Raw genomic sequence first — 14,870 nt, forward strand, 5'->3', positions numbered from 1 at the left:
CGGAAGCCACGGCTGAATCAGACTTCAACCCGCTTGGGAATCCCGCAACGATTCACGCCGTGCGGAAATTGCTCTAGTATAGAACCAGCTCCCGCTTGCAAAATCGTACAGGTAGACACCGTTGACACCGTCGTTTGCGTCGAAGATGTATTCGTATCCTAAGTCGGTATGGTAAATATAACTAGGATCGCTCAGATACGAATAAAACCCAAAGTTATTTCCGTTTGGAAAAGTTAAAGAATATACGCCATTGCCTACATTCTGTTCACCATTGAAAAATCCCGGATGGGACGGAAGCGTCGATATCTGAGAATAGACGAAGTTCTTTGCCGCCACACTCCCGGAGCTGTAATCGATCACCGGTAGAGCATCGAATGGGGAATTGACATTTATAACCTGGAGAGCCGCGATCGCGTCCATCACGGCCAGGCCTTGGGTATCGACGATTGTACCAATTACGGTAGAACCACCGTTTTGGGTATCGAGATTGGTCGAATTATCCACGAGATTGAAAAACCATTGGGAGGTTGCGCTATTTGGATCGCCGTTGATCTTGGCCATCGCAAGCGTACCGCGTACGTTACTCAGGTTGAACTCGTTTGATACAGGTGCCTGGTTTGGAATAGCAACGGCTTGGCCATTGTTGTAGTAGTAGCCTCCACCCTGTAGGATAAAACCCGGTACGGAGCGGTGAATAAAGCTCGTACTGCCATAAGCACCGCTGTTTACGTAGGACAGAAAGTTTGCGACGTTTTTCGGTGCTACGTCGGGCCGAAGTTCGACGTCAATGTTACCAAGACTTGTGGTAAAGCGCACGACTGGGTTAGGCGTAGAAGATGCCGCCGGTTGATTAGAGGTCCTTGAAGAGGAGGCCGCAAGCAAGCCGAACCTGCCGATCGCGTTCGTTCGAGCGAAGTTCTTGAGTAATGCAACACTGCCGGCGAAGCGCATAGCCGACGGTGCCTTCGGAGTAAACGAAGGCGGCGGCGGCGGCACTGCCTGGTTAAGACCCGGCGGCACCCCGAGGTTTGGCGGAGAGACGGTCGTCGGCGGTGGGGTTGTCGTGACGGTCGTAGGCGGCGGCGTCGATGCTACCATAGTCGGCAACGTCGCGGATGCCGAACCGCCGTCTCCGCAGCCGCTGAGCAAAAATGCGATCGCAAGAAGGCCGAGGATGAAGACCCTGACCGCGACGCTCTCGAACCAATGCGCAAGGTTGGATGTTCCCGTCTCGCCCCATGAGCGCGGCTCCGCGCTGCTCGCCAATGACGTCATCATCGCCCCCTTCGCTTTATCTTCGACTGCGCCACCGTTGTACGCAAAACGGATCATTCGCCCGGCAATGACTGCCGCTCGTGTCCGATCAACGATCAGCCGTGTTTCCAGTTATACTGTCGTAATATTATAATATTCAGCGGCTGATTGCTTCAGTGCCCGCATTATCAATTGTCCACGAGCTTGTTCCTAGCGGAAGGTCAGGTCAGCGGAACCCTCCGATCAGAGGGGTTCATCATTTAATTTACGCCGAAATTATACCGAGCTCGACAGCAATCGCCACGAGTTTGGTGCGGGAACGAACCCTAAGACGAGCCTTCGCCTTCTCGACAAACTCGTGAGCCGTCGATGGCGCGATCCGTAGCGCGGCCCCGATCGCGCTGTCCGATAGTCCTTGCGCGACGAGGCGTAGACAGGCGATCTCGCGACCGGTCAGTCCTGCCGGCGGCAGCGCGAAGCCATGGTTCGTCACAAGGGATCGCAGATGACCATGTAGCAAGGTTCCCAGCACATGGAGAGATGCGCGTGTTTTCGCCGTCACCAATGGATCAGGCCCGCTCAAACTTACGATACCGACCCGATGTTCGCCGAGAGGTACCGGACTACCAGCCCCTCGGCCCAACCCTCCGCCGCGATTTTATCAAGCGCTTAGCGTCCTGCTTCGGCCATCTTCCGATCCGCTCGCAGATCGCTCCAGGTGTAAACATCTCTGCGGAGATTGAGGGCACCAACGACCGCATCGTTATTCACCAATCCCGATGATACATAATAACGGCGCCAGCGCTCGGGCCAATTTATGATGTAAAAAACGCTGCGATCCCGTTCCTCCAGATCAACGACCCCGCATGCGAACGCGTCGAATCCAAGCGGTTCCACGATGGAGCGAAAGAAGTGAGCGCACTCATCCAATCCCCGGGTAGAGCGCAACCGATCGAAGATCGTTATCGTTTCCTGGTCTATCAAAATTTCTTAGCCCCGGACAAGAAGCTTGGCCCCGCCTCCGCGGGGGATGACGGAACAATTGTCGCCGACGACCAAAGCTACCCCCACCGCCCCGCCGCATCCGCGTCCGCCGCCCGCGCCTCCACCCAGGCCGCATCCCCGTCGCGAACCTCCCGCTTCCAGAACGGCGCGTCGGTCTTCAGCCGGTCGATCAGGTACGCGCACGCCTCCAGCGCCGCCGCCCGGTGCGCCGCCGCCGCCGCCACGAACACGATCCGGTCGCCCGGCACCATCGGCCCGACCCGGTGGACGATCGTCGCGGCGGACAACGACCAGCGCGCGACCGCGCCCGCCGCGACCGCGTGCAACGCCGCCTCGGTCGCGCCGGGATAATGTTCCAGCTCCAGCGTCTCCACACCGTCGTCCGCGCGGACCAGCCCGGTGAAGGTTGCGATCCCTCCCGTCCCGGCGGCTTCCGCCAGCGTCATCTCGGCCGGCAGATCGATTGCGTCCCGCTGCACCGCGATCCGGATCATCCGCCCGTCACCGGCGGGAACAAGGCCACTTCGCGCGCGCCGGCGATCGAGGCTTCCATCGCGACGAAATCCTGATCCACCGCCGCGCGTAGACGTCCGCGATCGGCGAACGCCGCCGCGTGGCGGTCGCTCTCCGCGGCGAGCCAGTCGACCAGCGCGGCGACCGTCGTGGCCGTAGCGGGCGGATCGACCAGTTCCTCCGCCACGCCCACGCGCTCCCGCACCCAGGCGAAATACACCATCCGGATCGTCATCAATCCATGTGCCGGATGCCGACGCGCAGATAGTCCCAGCCGGTGATCGCGGTCAGCACCGCTGCACCCCACAAGGCGACCAGACCGACATCGTGCACCCATATTGCCGCCGGACTGGCCCCGCCGAGGATCAGCGCGCCGAGGGAGACCATCTGCAACGTCGTCTTCCATTTCGCCAGCCGCGATACGGGTACCGATACGTGAAGCGGTGCCAGGAACTCGCGCAGTCCCGACACCGCGATCTCACGTAACAGGATGACGAGCGCGGCGACGACGTTTACGCCGCCGATATGCCCCGTCGCGACCAGCATCAGGATGACCGCGGCGACCATGATCTTGTCCGCGATCGGATCGAGGAACACACCCAACCGCGATACCGCACCCTGCGCGCGCGCCAGGTAACCGTCGAAATAATCGGTGATTCCCATCGCGCAGTACAAGATGAAGGCGGCCGCATAGCCAAACGTCCAGCCAGGCCACCACAATAACGCCACGAGCACGGGCAGCGCGACGATACGCGACAGCGTCAACACGTTGGGAAGCGACAACATCCCCCCGGTGTAGCGGCACCTGAGCCCGCGCGAAACCGGCTTTCGCCATTGGCGTCCGCACCCGGCTCCGCTATCCCATGATCCGTTCACGCCATAGTCGAGGCCGTTCGATGTCATGATCAATGCGCTCGGTTTGCTGAAGGAGCGCCGTTTCCTGCCCTTGTTCACCACCCAGTTCCTGGGGGCGTTCAACGACAATCTGTTCAAGCAGTCGATGGTGCTGTTCGCGACCTACGAGATTTTCGCGGATCCGCAGCGCGAGGCGAATTTCAATGCGCTGGCGACCGGCCTGTCGATCCTGCCATTCGTTCTCCTATCGGCCCTGTCGGGGCAATTGGCGGACTCGCACGACAAAGCGAAGATCATCCGGATCGTGAAGACCGCGGAAATCGCGATCATGGTCCTGGGGGCTGCCGGGCTCCTGATCGCGCATGCGGGTCATGGCGCGATCGGGCTTGGGCTCATGCTGGGTGCCGTGCTGTTCCTCGGGGTGCATTCGACCTTTTTTGGTCCCATCAAATACGCGATCCTGCCGCAGCATCTGCCCGCGAACGACGTGCTTGGGGGAACAGGACTGGTCGAGGCGGGCACCTATCTGGCGATTCTGATCGGCACGGTCGTCGCCGGTTATATTTCGCCGGAGGGTGCGGCGATCGGCGTGCTGGTAGTAGCCGCGATCGGCTGGTTCGCGGCGCGGCAAGTCCCGCCCGCCCCGCGCGAGGGACCAAAGCTCGCGATCAACTGGAATCCGTTCACCTCGTCCTGGCGGCTGATCAACGCGACGCTCCACATTCCGCGGCTGTTCCTGGCGATCTGCGCGATCAGCTTTTTCTGGACGATCGGGGCGGTGCTGATCATCATGTTCCCGCCGCTCGTGAAAAACGAACTGACTGCCAGCCGCGAGGTGGCGAGCGTCGTCACCGCGATATTCTCGGTCGGCATCGCGATCGGGTCGGTCGCGATCAACGCCATGTTGAAGGGCAAGGTATCGGCGAAGTTCGCGCCCGCATCGGTCATCGCGATGGGCGGTTTCGTGTGCCTGTTCTCGTTCCTGGTTCGCCACTGGACGAAGGCACCGCCCGGCATCTTCTATCGCTGGCCCGAATTCGTTCACCAGCCCGGCGCGATCCCGATTTTCGCGACGTTGCTGGCGATCGCGATCACCGGCGGAATGTTCGTCGTGCCGCTCTACGCATTCCTGACGACGACGGTCGCGCCGGATCAGACCGCGCGGACGGTCGCGGCGAACAACGTCGTCAATTCGTTCGCGATGGCGATCGGATCGGTGGCGGTGCTGTTCATCAGTTCGCTCGGCGTCGGCCCGGCGGACATGCTGTTCCTGGTCGCCGGCATGTGCTTGGTCGCCGCATGGCTGGCGCAGCTCCTCCACCGCGCCTGCGATTGAGCGTGCCTAGAACAGGAATGTGTAGAAACAGGTGAAGAACGCACCGAAGCTAAGCACGAACAGCTTCCAATCATGGTCGTCGCCGCGTGGTGGGCTGATGGCGCCCGGCGGTGGCAGCGACGCGCGAAACGGATGGCGGGCGGATTCGTTGGTGAGGACGAGGCGTCTGGTCATGATGCCGTCTTAACGCGTCGTTTACGAATTCGGCTATCCGCAAAGGTGGTTAAGCCACGGACATGGCGCGGATGTCCTCGATCGGGACGAACAGGCAGCAGGAAAGGATCGACGAGAAATGAGCGTGGCATTCCGTCGCGAAAGCGATGAGGAGCATCTCGAACCCAAATTCGAACGGCCGATCCCGGCTGCGGCGAACCTGGTCACCGCCCGCGGCCTGGCGCTGATCGCCGAACGGATCGCCGCACTCGACGCCGCTCTGGCGACCGCGGCAGGCGACGATGCGGAGAAGATACGACGCGACCTGCGCTACTGGCATACGCGCCGCACCACCGCCGCGCCGACGCTCCCGCCAGCGGACGGCAGCGCGGGGTTCGGGACGGTGGTGGAGGTTCGGATGAACGGACGCGTCCGTCGTATCGCGCTGGTCGGCGACGACGAGGCCGATCCGGCGAGCGATCGCCTCGCCTATTCCGCACCGCTCGCGCGTGCGCTGATGGCCGCGGAACCGGGCGATGTGCTGCCGTTCGGCGAGCGTGAGGACGCGATCATGGTCCTGTCCGTCACGCCGATCGACGGCTGAACCGCGATCGGGCCGGGTAGAACCGCATCGGACGGCGCGATCGTCCTTCCGACATCCGCCCGGAACGACTAGGGTCCGCCGGTGCCATCGTTCGCGCATATCCTGCCGGCAGTCGCCGCCGCGACCGGTCTGGTGTCCGCCGCAGCGGCGCAGGATCCGCCCCCGCCCTCGGCCACCCAGGCGATACCCGTGCAGACGCCCCCCGCACCGGCTCCACCCGTCGCTTTGCCGACGGACCCCGGCGATGCCGCCGCTTATGCCGCCGCGTTCGGGGTATCGGTCGCCGCCGCACGCCGGCGGCTGGACGCGCTGGCGGCATTGGTCGCGCCGATCGCCGCGCTGCGCGTCGCGTACCGCGATCGGCTGGCCGGCATCGCGCTCGATCATTCGCCGGCGCTCGGGGTTCGCGTTCTGCTGACCGGGCCGACGCCCGTCGCCGATAGCGTCATCGTCGCGGCCGGGTCGAGCGTCCCGGTCACGTTCGCCACGGGTGCCGGGGCGACGCTGGAACAATTGCGCGCCGCGCTCGCCAATTCCCAGGCCGATCTGCGTGCCGCGCTGACCAGTCCACCCGGGATCGGGATCGACCAGCGAACCGGCGAACTGGTGATCATCGTCGGCAAGGGAGACCTGATACCCGAAGGGAGCGAATCGCTCACCGCGCGCCTGCGCGACATCGCCGGCGTGCCGCTGCGCATCCGGTCGATCGACGTGCCCGGCGTCGACCTGGCCGCGGAAGGGGGATCGCGACTGATCGGTACCGATCCTCTCGACGGCAAGCGCTATGTCTGCACGGCCGGCTTCGTCGTCACCGACGGCACGCGCACGGCCATCGCGACCGCGGCGCACTGCCCGGACACGATCGCCTATATCGATGCGGACCGGCGCGAATGGCCGCTCGCGTTCGTCGGCCAATGGGGCTGGGGCTATCAGGACGTGCAGATCAACGCGAGCGACCTACCCCTATCGCCTTTGTTCTTCGCCGACACCGCGCGCTCGGTCTCGCGGTCGGTGACCGGCCAACGCGGCGTCGCGCAAACCACGACGGGCGATTTCGTGTGTCATCGCGGCGAACGCACCGGTTACAGCTGCGCGCTCGTGGAACTCACCGATTTCGCCCCCGCAGGCGACTTGTGCGGCGGGGCCTGCACGCCAAGCTGGATCACCGTCGCCGGCCCGCATTGCGGGGGCGGCGACAGCGGTGCGCCGGTGTTCATCGACACGATCGGGTTCGGCATCGTCAAGGGCGGGAGCTATCGCAGCGACGGCCGCTGCGCATTTTATTTCTACATGTCGGTGGATTATCTGCCCGCGGGCTGGCGATTGCTGACGGTATCGCCGCCGACGACGCTCGCCCCGCCCGCTGCGGTGGAGTAGCGCGGTCATATGCAGCATGGTTCAACCAATCGTCCCTGGTGGGAACGCGGCGTCATCTACCAGATCTATCCACGCTCGTTCCAGGACAGCGACGGCGACGGGATCGGCGACCTGGCGGGGATCGAGGCGCGGCTGGATCACGTCGCGACGCTAGGCGTCGATGCGATCTGGCTGTCGCCGATCTTCCCTTCGCCGATGGCCGATTTCGGCTATGACGTGGCGGATTACTGCGGGATCGACCCGATGTTCGGTGACCTCGCGGCGTTCGACCGATTGCTGGCGGCGGTGCACGCGCGCGGGTTGAAGCTGCTGCTGGATTTCGTGCCCAACCATAGTTCGGACCGGCACCCCTGGTTCCAGCGGAGCCGATCGTCGCGGGACGACCGCAGGCGCGACTGGTATATCTGGCGCGATCCGGCCCCCGGCGGCGGCCCGCCCAACAACTGGATCAGCGATTTCGGCGGCTCGGCCTGGGAACATGACGCGGCGACGGGCCAATATTTCCTGCACACGTTCCTGAAGGAACAGCCCGATCTCAACTGGCGCAATCCCGATCTGCGCGCCGCGATGATGGCGGCAATGCGATTCTGGTTCGATCGCGGCGTCGACGGGTTCCGGATCGACGTACTGTGGCACATCGTCAAGGCGCGAGAGCTGCCCGACAACCCGGTCAATCCGGACTGGCATCCCGGTCTCAACGCGCGCGATCAGGTGATCCAGACCTTCTCCACCGATCAGCCCGAAGCGCACGCGATCGCCGCGGACATGCGTGCGCTGGCGGACAGCTTCGGCGACCGCGCATTGGTCGGCGAGATTTTCCTGCCCAACGATCGCCACGCCCGCTGGTTCGGCACGCCCGACCGGCCGGAGGTGCATTTGCCGTTCAATTTCCAGCTGATCGAAAATGCATGGGACGCCGCGGTTCTGGCCCGGGTGATCGGCGAATACGACGCTTCGATCCCGGCGCATGGCTGGCCCAACTGGGTGTTCGGCAGCCACGACGCCCCGCGCATCGCCGCGCGGATCGGCGAGGCGCAGGCGCGCGTGGCGGCCATGATGCTCCTGACGCTCCGCGGCACGCCGACGCTGTTCCAGGGCGACGAGATCGGCATCGGCGAGGTCGCGATACCACCCGACCGGGTGCGCGATCCGCAGGAAATCCGCCAGCCCGGCATCGGCCTGGGCCGCGATCGGTCGCGTACCCCGATGCCATGGGATGCATCGCCGTCCGCCGGTTTCAGCAGCGTCGAGCCGTGGCTGCCGCTCAACGCCGATTGGTCGACCCGCAACGTCGCGGCGCAGGAGGCGGGGGCGGGATCGATGCTGCATCTCTACCGATCGCTGCTGGCCTTGCGCCGTGCAAATGCAGCGCTTTCGGTCGGTGACTTCGCGCTGGTCGAGGCGGATGCGGATGTTCTGGCCTATGAACGCCGGTCCGCGGCGGAGCGGTTGCTGGTCGTACTCAATCTGGGCGCGGAACGGCGAAGGTTCCGGTTGCCGGCGGGGGCGATGGTCGCCGAGACATTGGCGTCCACCCTCCCCCTTCGCGCGATCGACGGGATGCTTGCCCCCGACGAGGGGCTGATCCTGCGCCTGGCGGAGATCGACTGACGTGCGGATCGCGATGCTCGCCCCGATCGCATGGCGCACGCCGCCGCGCGGCTACGGACCCTGGGAACTCGTCACCAGCCTGCTGACCGAGGCGCTGGTGGCGCGCGGCGTCGACGTCACGCTGTTCGCGACGATGGACAGCCTGACGACCGCCGTGCTGGATGGCGTCGTCCCCGCCCCCTATTCGGAGGATCCGTCGATCGATGCGAAGGTCTGGGAATTTCGCCATTTGTCGCACCTGTTCGCGCAGGCCGACCGCTTCGACCTGATCCATAACCAGGCCGACTTCCCCGCGCATGCCTTCGCACCGTTGACGGAAACGCCGATCGTGACGACGATCCACGGTTTTTCGTCCGAACGGATATTGCCGATGTACGCACCCTTTCAGGATCGCGTGCACTTCGTCGCGATCAGTGCGGCGGATCGGCATCCGGCGCTGCGTTACGCCGCCACGATCCACCACGGCATTCCGCTGCGCGATTTCGCGTTCGATGCGAAGGGCGGCGAGGATCTGCTGTTCTTCGGCCGCATCCATCCCGACAAGGGCGCGGCAGAGGCGATCGCAGCCGCCCGCGCGAGCGGGCGGCGGCTCGACCTGTACGGCCTGGTACAGGACGCGGGCTATCACGACCGCGAAGTCGTACCGGCGTGCGACGGCGTATCGGTCGCCTTTCACGGCGTGGTCGGCGGGGAGAAGCGCGTGCGTGCGCTGGGGCAGGCCCGTGCGCTGCTGCACCTCATCAACTTCGACGAACCGTTCGGGCTGTCCGTGATCGAGGCGATGGCCTGCGGCACCCCCGTGATCGCCAACCGCCGCGGATCGATGTCCGAGATCATCGACGACGGCGTGACCGGATTCCTGGTCGACACGCCGGCCGAGGCGATCCGCGCGATCGCGCGCGCCGGCGACATCGACCGCATCGCCGTTCGCCGGGCGGTCGCCGAACGATTTACCGTCGACCGAATGGCGGACGATTATCTGGCACTGTACCGGCGGATATTGGGCAGCGCCTGACGCACCCCGCCTTTATCGCGGGCGATACGCGATCGTCGCTTGCCCCGAAGCCCGCACCGGCATGAACAGCCCCTGCCCCGTCACCGCCAGCGGCCCGTTCTCCACCTTGGTCACGTCGGCGGAGAGGACGAAATCGCCTTCCCGTTTCGCGCCGATCGCCTTGCGCGCCGATCCCAGCACCTTGGCGTAATCGGGCGCGAAATCGTGCGTCAGGCCGGCGCGGATACTGTCGCGCACCGACGCGTCGTCGAACACCGACACGAGCAGATTGGTGATGTGGCTGTCGGTATTGGTGGCGATCGCCACGTCTCGCGCGTGCACGATCTGCGAACTGGGTGTGTTGAAGGGCATCGCCGTCAGCCAGATCTCGCCCCTGGTCGACAGCAGCGAGTGATTCCTGGCCTTTGCTTTCGCGATGACGCCGACCGCGAGATGTCCCGCAGTCGTCGCATAGATCGTGACCTTGTCGATCCGAACGTCGACCGGGCCGATCCCCGCCAGCACGATCCCCTTTTGCGCACGCCTGACGAGCGTACGCTGCACCACGGGTTCCAGCTGCGCATAATCCGCGAGTACGGGGATGAAGAAATTCAGCCCCTGGCTACCGACCGCCCTGGCGGGCGGCGGCAGCGGGGTCGCCGCCGGATCGGCCGGACGGTTGCCGACGAAGGTCTCGGTCAGCGCATCGGCCGACAGCAGCAGGTCGAGCGTGCGCCCGGCGATGCGATAGCCGCCGAACCCGAGCCGCTTGGGGGTGATCCGCATCCATGCCGGCGGCTTGTCTCGGTTGAGCATGATCGAGGTGAAGCTCTGCCGCCACGCATCGGCCAGCTTGGCGTGCAGATCGAACCTGGCCAATTCGCGCGGCAGGCTGTGCTCCAGCCCCGCGATGACGGGTCTCAATCGTTTGTCCGCCACGCCGGCGAATGCGATCCGCTGGCCCAGGAAATCGATCCCGGGCGGCGTCGTCCAGTCGTAATCGATCGACACCTTTGCCGAAGGAGTCCAGTTCCCGGCGATCGACAGCCGCGCGACGGCGTGGACGACCGCATCGCCCGTCGCGGTCTTCGACGCCAGACCGCCGACATCCTGCGCGGCGATCGTCGCGTGAACGGGCATCGTGATCGTCAGCCGATCGCCACGCCCGGCCAGCCTGAGCGGCCCGCGCACCACATCACCCACGATCCGGCAACCCAGCCTGGGCAGGATTTTCAGCTTGCCGATCCCCAGATCGACCCGCTTGGCGGGCACGCAAGCGTCGAGATGCTGGTCGATGCGCCATAAGGTCTTCGGCGTCTGCTGTTCGATCGCTGCCTGTATGTCGTCGAGCGAGGCCGAGATCGGAACGACGATCGTCGATGCCTCGATCGGAAAATCGGGTGCGCCGTCGACGCGCGGCGGCGCGGGCGAACGCACGCCATGGCTGCAGCCGGTCGCCGCGAGCGCGAGCGCGACTGCGACGAGACGATGACGACCAGACACGACACGACCCTCCACCCCGCGGACCTAACCGCCGCCGCGCCCGATTCAAGCCCCGCACCCGGCGATTATACTTGTGCCGCGCCGCTTTATCGTGACGTTCCGGGATGCTTACGAGAACGGCCGTAAGAGCGGAGGGGGACGTCATCATGGCATCGGCGAACGACACCACGGGCTGGCTCGCGCGCGAGCGGACCGTAGCGACGGCGGGCTATAATCGCTGGCTGCTGCCGCCCTGCGCGCTGGCGATCCATCTGTGCATCGGCATGGCGTATGGGTTCAGCGTGTTCTGGCTGCCGCTGTCGCGCGCGATCGGCATCAAGGACCCGGTGGCCTGCAAGGGAATGACATTGCTGCAGGCGTACGCGACGTCCACCTGCGACTGGCGCGTCAGCGACCTGACCTGGACGTATAGTCTGTTCTTCGTCGTGCTTGGTGCCTCCGCCGCGATCTGGGGCGGGTGGCTGGAGCGCGCCGGGCCCCGCAAGGCGGGCGTCGTCGCCGCCTGCTGCTGGTCGGGTGGCATCGCGATCGGCGCGGTCGGCGTGTCGGTTCACCAGCTCTGGCTGTTGTGGCTGGGCACCGGGTTCATCGGCGGGATCGGCCTCGGGCTCGGCTATATCTCCCCCGTTTCGACGCTGATCAAATGGTTTCCCGACCGGCGCGGAATGGCGACGGGGATGGCGATCATGGGGTTCGGCGGCGGTGCGCTGATCGGCTCGCCGCTCGCCGACAGGCTGATGAAGCATTTCGCGAGCGCGACCGGGGTGGGCGTCTGGCAGACCTTCCTCGTTCTCGCCGCGGTGTATTTCGTGTTCATGATGGGCGGCGCGCTCGGCTACCGGGTGCCGCCCGCCGACTGGAAGCCTGCGGGATGGACAGCGCGGGCGGGCACCGGGCTGGTGTCGGGCTTCAACGTGCATCTGAAGAACGCGCACAGGACGCCGCAATTCTGGCTGATCTGGCTGGTCCTTCTGCTCAACGTCTCCGCCTCGATCGGAATCATCGGGGTCGCCTCGCCGATGATCCAGGAGATCTTCGCCGGGCGGCTGTTCCACCAGCCGCAGGTACCCTTCCTCGCGTTCGACGATACGCAAAAGGCGACGGCCGCCGCGGCGGGAGCCGGGTTCGTCGGGTTTATCAGCCTGTTCAACATCGGCGGTCGGTTCTTCTGGGCGTCGATCTCCGATCGGGTCGGACGCAAGGTCACTTACGCGGTGATGTTGGCGGCGGGTGCGGTGCTGTACGCGCTCGTCGCGCCGTGGTCGGCGAGTGCGGCTGCCTTGCTGGTGTTCGCGCTGACGTTCGGCCTGATCGCATCGATGTATGGCGGCGGGTTCGCGACGGTGCCCGCGTATCTGGCGGATATCTTCGGGACGCAGTTCGTGGGGGCGATCCACGGCCGGTTGCTGACCGCGTGGTCCACCGCGGGCGTGCTTGGGCCGCTGATCGTGACCGGAATGCGCGACTCCGCGATCGCCGCGGGCACGCCGCGCGCCGCGATCTACCCGCCGATCTACTGGGTGCTGGCGGCGTTGCTCGTTGCCGGGTTCGTCGCGAACCTGTTCGTGCGGCCGGTGGCGGCGCGGTTTCATATGACCGATGCGGCGTTGGAGGCGGTTCGTCCGGTCGGGACGACGGGTGCGGGCCACGATGGGACGATCGGTATCGGCGGCATCGATGCGCGGGTACTGCTCGCCTGGGCGGTGGTGTGCGTGCCGCTGGCGTGGGGCCTGTGGACGACGGCGGTGAAGGCGGTGGCGCTGTTTGCGGGTTAGGGCAGTGCTGCTCCCTTCCCGCGTGCGGGAGGGAGCAAGTCAGCTAAGCCCCACGATCTCCCCGTCCGCGCCGATCCGGATATGTTCGGCGGCCGGTACGCGTGGCAGGCCGGGCATCGTCATCAGGTCGCCGCAGATCGCGACGACGAACCCCGCCCCCGCCGCCAGCCGGACTTCGCGCACCGGGATGACGTGGCCCGTCGGCGCGCCGAGCACCGCAGGATCGGCGGTGAAGCCGTATTGGGTCTTCGCCATGCACACGGGCAGAAGGCCGAACCCTTCCGCTTCCCACCGCGCCAGTTGTGCGCTGATCTTTGCGTCCGCCGTCACGCCGTCGGCGCGGTAGATGCGCCGGGCGACGGTTTCGATCTTGTCGAACAACGGCATGTCGTCGCGGTAGATCGGCGCGAATTGCGCCAAGTCCGCGTCGGCGAGTTTCGCGACCGCGTCAGCCAGATCGACCGCGCCCGCGCCGCCGTCCGCCCAGTGGCGACACAGGATCGCCGCCGCGCCCTGCTCCGCCGCCGCGTCGCGCACGACCGCGATCTCGGCCTCGGTATCGCCGGCGAAATGATTGATCGCGACCACGACGGGCACGCCGAACGCGCGGATATTCTCCAGGTGCCGGACCAGATTGACCGACCCGCGCCGCACCGCATCGACATCCTCGCCGGCCAGATCGGCTTTCGCGACGCCGCCGTTCATCTTGAGCGCCCGCACCGTCGCGACCAGCACGGTGACGCTGGGCGAAAGCCCCGATTGGCGACATTTGATGTCGAAGAACTTCTCGGCACCCAGATCCGCCCCGAACCCCGCCTCGGTCACGACATAGTCGCCCAGCGCCAGCGCGGTGCGCGTCGCGATCACCGAATTGCAGCCGTGCGCGATGTTCGCGAACGGCCCGCCATGGATCAGCGCGGGATTGCCCTCCAGCGTCTGGACGAGATTGGGCTTGATCGCCTCCTTCAGCAGCACCGCCATCGCGCCGTCCGCCTTCAGGTCGCGCGCGGTGATCGCGCCGCGGTCGCGGGTGTAGGCGACGATGATCCGGCCGAGCCGCGCCTCCAGGTCCGTCAGGTTCTCCGCCAGACACAGGATCGCCATGACCTCGGACGCGACGGTGATGTCGAACCCCGATTCGCGTGGGAAGCCGTTCGCCACCCCGCCGATCGACTGGACGATATCGCGCAGCGCACGGTCGTTGACATCCAGCACCCGCCGCCAGACCACGCGGCGCACGTCGATGTCGAGCGCGTTGCCCCAGTGGATATGGTTGTCGAGCATCGCCGCGAGCAGATTGTGCGCGGCGGTGATGGCGTGGAAATCGCCCGTGAAATGGAGGTTGATGTCCTCCATCGGCACGACCTGCGCATGGCCGCCCCCCGTCGCGCCGCCCTTGGTCCCGAAACACGGGCCGAGCGACGGTTCGCGCAGCGCCAGCACCGTGTGCCGTCCGGTGCGATTGAGCGCATCCGCGAGGCCCACCGACGTCGTCGTCTTCCCCTCGCCCGCGGGCGTCGGGTTGATCGCGGTGACGAGGATCAGCTTGCCGCGGTGGCCCGGGCGGCGTTCGATCCGGGAGAGGTCGAGCTTGGCCTTGAACCGGCCGTACGGCTCTACCGCATCGGGGGAAATGCCCAGCCGATCGGCGACTTGCCCGATCGGCAGCAGCGTGGCGGCGCGTGAAATTGCGATATCGGTCTGCATCGCGGTTTGCCTTAGAGGTGTTTGCCGTCGGACAGAACACCCCATGATTGCATTGCCTCGCAGCAGTTTTGCCACGCCGGCGAAGTCCGGGGCCCAGTTGCGAGACCGCTCTGGCGGCGCGATGCATTTCATTACATCGACCATTGCGACCGGACCCCGGCCTTCGCCGGGGAGGCCGAATAG

At 65.6% G+C, this 14,870-nt stretch carries 15 protein-coding genes; 6 read left to right on the plus strand and 9 right to left on the minus strand.

All coding sequences use genetic code 11. The features are described from left to right. Positions 1-24: 24 nt before the first annotated feature. The 6 genes from HUU99_RS03740 to pgsA form a co-directional block, all read right to left on the minus strand. Positions 25-1,332 (minus strand): peptidylprolyl isomerase, encoded by a 1,308-nt coding sequence (locus HUU99_RS03740; RefSeq protein ID WP_174285246.1) that lies wholly within the window; start codon positions 1,330-1,332, stop codon positions 25-27. A gap of 187 nt (positions 1,333-1,519) precedes the next feature. Then, on the minus strand, positions 1,520-1,816 hold the full coding sequence (locus HUU99_RS15735; protein ID WP_368039913.1) for a response regulator transcription factor: 297 nt from the start codon (positions 1,814-1,816) through the stop codon (positions 1,520-1,522). Between the two features lie 107 nt (positions 1,817-1,923). Further along, positions 1,924-2,238: an autoinducer binding domain-containing protein gene (locus HUU99_RS15740; RefSeq protein WP_174285248.1), complete on the minus strand. Its 315-nt coding sequence runs from the start codon at positions 2,236-2,238 to the stop codon at positions 1,924-1,926. 77 nt (positions 2,239-2,315) lie between these two features. Further along, a complete protein-coding gene (locus HUU99_RS03755) occupies positions 2,316-2,753 on the minus strand; it encodes a molybdenum cofactor biosynthesis protein MoaE (RefSeq protein ID WP_174285249.1) in 438 nt (145 codons plus the stop codon). Beyond that, complete coding sequence (gene moaD / locus HUU99_RS03760) at positions 2,750-3,007, minus strand: molybdopterin converting factor subunit 1 (protein WP_174285250.1); 258 nt, start codon at positions 3,005-3,007, stop codon at positions 2,750-2,752. Before moaD ends, HUU99_RS03755 begins: the two co-directional genes overlap by 4 nt. Beyond that, positions 3,007-3,558, minus strand: coding sequence for a CDP-diacylglycerol--glycerol-3-phosphate 3-phosphatidyltransferase (pgsA, locus tag HUU99_RS03765; protein WP_174285363.1), 552 nt, complete (start codon positions 3,556-3,558; stop codon positions 3,007-3,009). Before pgsA ends, moaD begins: the two co-directional genes overlap by 1 nt. 115 nt (positions 3,559-3,673) lie before the next feature. On the opposite strand from pgsA, the gene HUU99_RS03770 reads away from it, so the two are divergent. Beyond that, positions 3,674-4,963, plus strand: a complete 1,290-nt coding sequence (locus HUU99_RS03770; RefSeq protein WP_174285251.1) for an MFS transporter — start codon at positions 3,674-3,676, stop codon at positions 4,961-4,963. A gap of 6 nt (positions 4,964-4,969) precedes the next feature. Here HUU99_RS03770 and HUU99_RS03775 read toward each other — a convergent pair whose 3' ends face one another. After that, entirely contained in the window at positions 4,970-5,137 is a 168-nt protein-coding gene (locus tag HUU99_RS03775; RefSeq protein ID WP_174285252.1) for a hypothetical protein, read from the minus strand. A 118-nt stretch (positions 5,138-5,255) separates the two neighbouring features. On the opposite strand from HUU99_RS03775, the gene HUU99_RS03780 reads away from it, so the two are divergent. The 4 genes from HUU99_RS03780 to HUU99_RS03795 all read left to right on the plus strand — a co-directional run bounded on the left by HUU99_RS03780 (position 5,256) and on the right by HUU99_RS03795 (position 9,723). Next, a complete protein-coding gene (locus HUU99_RS03780; protein WP_174285253.1) occupies positions 5,256-5,720 on the plus strand; it encodes a GreA/GreB family elongation factor in 465 nt (154 codons plus the stop codon). A gap of 81 nt (positions 5,721-5,801) precedes the next feature. After that, complete coding sequence (locus HUU99_RS03785; protein WP_174285254.1) at positions 5,802-7,097, plus strand: hypothetical protein; 1,296 nt, start codon at positions 5,802-5,804, stop codon at positions 7,095-7,097. Between the two features lie 9 nt (positions 7,098-7,106). Continuing rightward, positions 7,107-8,708, plus strand: a complete 1,602-nt coding sequence (locus HUU99_RS03790; RefSeq protein WP_174285255.1) for an alpha-amylase family glycosyl hydrolase — start codon at positions 7,107-7,109, stop codon at positions 8,706-8,708. Between the two features lies 1 nt (position 8,709). Beyond that, entirely contained in the window at positions 8,710-9,723 is a 1,014-nt protein-coding gene (locus HUU99_RS03795; RefSeq protein WP_217430757.1) for a glycosyltransferase family 4 protein, read from the plus strand. A gap of 12 nt (positions 9,724-9,735) precedes the next feature. Here HUU99_RS03795 and HUU99_RS03800 read toward each other — a convergent pair whose 3' ends face one another. Further along, the gene (locus HUU99_RS03800) at positions 9,736-11,205 is read right to left on the minus strand and encodes a DUF4403 family protein (protein ID WP_254602904.1); all 1,470 of its coding nucleotides are present in this window, start codon (positions 11,203-11,205) and stop codon (positions 9,736-9,738) included. A gap of 146 nt (positions 11,206-11,351) precedes the next feature. Here HUU99_RS03800 and HUU99_RS03805 point away from each other — a divergent pair, with 146 nt between their 5' ends. Then, positions 11,352-12,980, plus strand: a complete 1,629-nt coding sequence (locus HUU99_RS03805) for an OFA family MFS transporter (RefSeq protein ID WP_174285257.1) — start codon at positions 11,352-11,354, stop codon at positions 12,978-12,980. Positions 12,981-13,019: 39 nt separating this feature from the next. Here HUU99_RS03805 and HUU99_RS03810 read toward each other — a convergent pair whose 3' ends face one another. Then, complete coding sequence (locus tag HUU99_RS03810; RefSeq protein WP_174285258.1) at positions 13,020-14,687, minus strand: formate--tetrahydrofolate ligase; 1,668 nt, start codon at positions 14,685-14,687, stop codon at positions 13,020-13,022. Between the last annotated feature and the right edge of the window lie 183 nt (positions 14,688-14,870).

The organism is Sphingomonas bacterium (assembly GCF_903642285.1).
In the GTDB taxonomy this organism is placed as follows: Bacteria; Pseudomonadota; Alphaproteobacteria; order Sphingomonadales; family Sphingomonadaceae; genus Sphingomonas.

Coding starts and splice junctions, on each gene's coding strand:
- HUU99_RS03740 (WP_174285246.1), bottom strand. CDS start 1,332: ATGATCCGTTTTGCGTACAACGGTGGCGCAGTCGAAGATAAAGCGAAG.
- HUU99_RS03755 (WP_174285249.1), bottom strand. CDS start 2,753: ATGATCCGGATCGCGGTGCAGCGGGACGCAATCGATCTGCCGGCCGAG.
- moaD (WP_174285250.1), bottom strand. CDS start 3,007: ATGACGATCCGGATGGTGTATTTCGCCTGGGTGCGGGAGCGCGTGGGC.
- pgsA (WP_174285363.1), bottom strand. CDS start 3,558: ATGTTGTCGCTTCCCAACGTGTTGACGCTGTCGCGTATCGTCGCGCTG.
- HUU99_RS03770 (WP_174285251.1), top strand. CDS start 3,674: ATGATCAATGCGCTCGGTTTGCTGAAGGAGCGCCGTTTCCTGCCCTTG.
- HUU99_RS03775 (WP_174285252.1), bottom strand. CDS start 5,137: ATGACCAGACGCCTCGTCCTCACCAACGAATCCGCCCGCCATCCGTTT.
- HUU99_RS03780 (WP_174285253.1), top strand. CDS start 5,256: ATGAGCGTGGCATTCCGTCGCGAAAGCGATGAGGAGCATCTCGAACCC.
- HUU99_RS03790 (WP_174285255.1), top strand. CDS start 7,107: ATGCAGCATGGTTCAACCAATCGTCCCTGGTGGGAACGCGGCGTCATC.
- HUU99_RS03805 (WP_174285257.1), top strand. CDS start 11,352: ATGGCATCGGCGAACGACACCACGGGCTGGCTCGCGCGCGAGCGGACC.
- HUU99_RS03810 (WP_174285258.1), bottom strand. CDS start 14,687: ATGCAGACCGATATCGCAATTTCACGCGCCGCCACGCTGCTGCCGATC.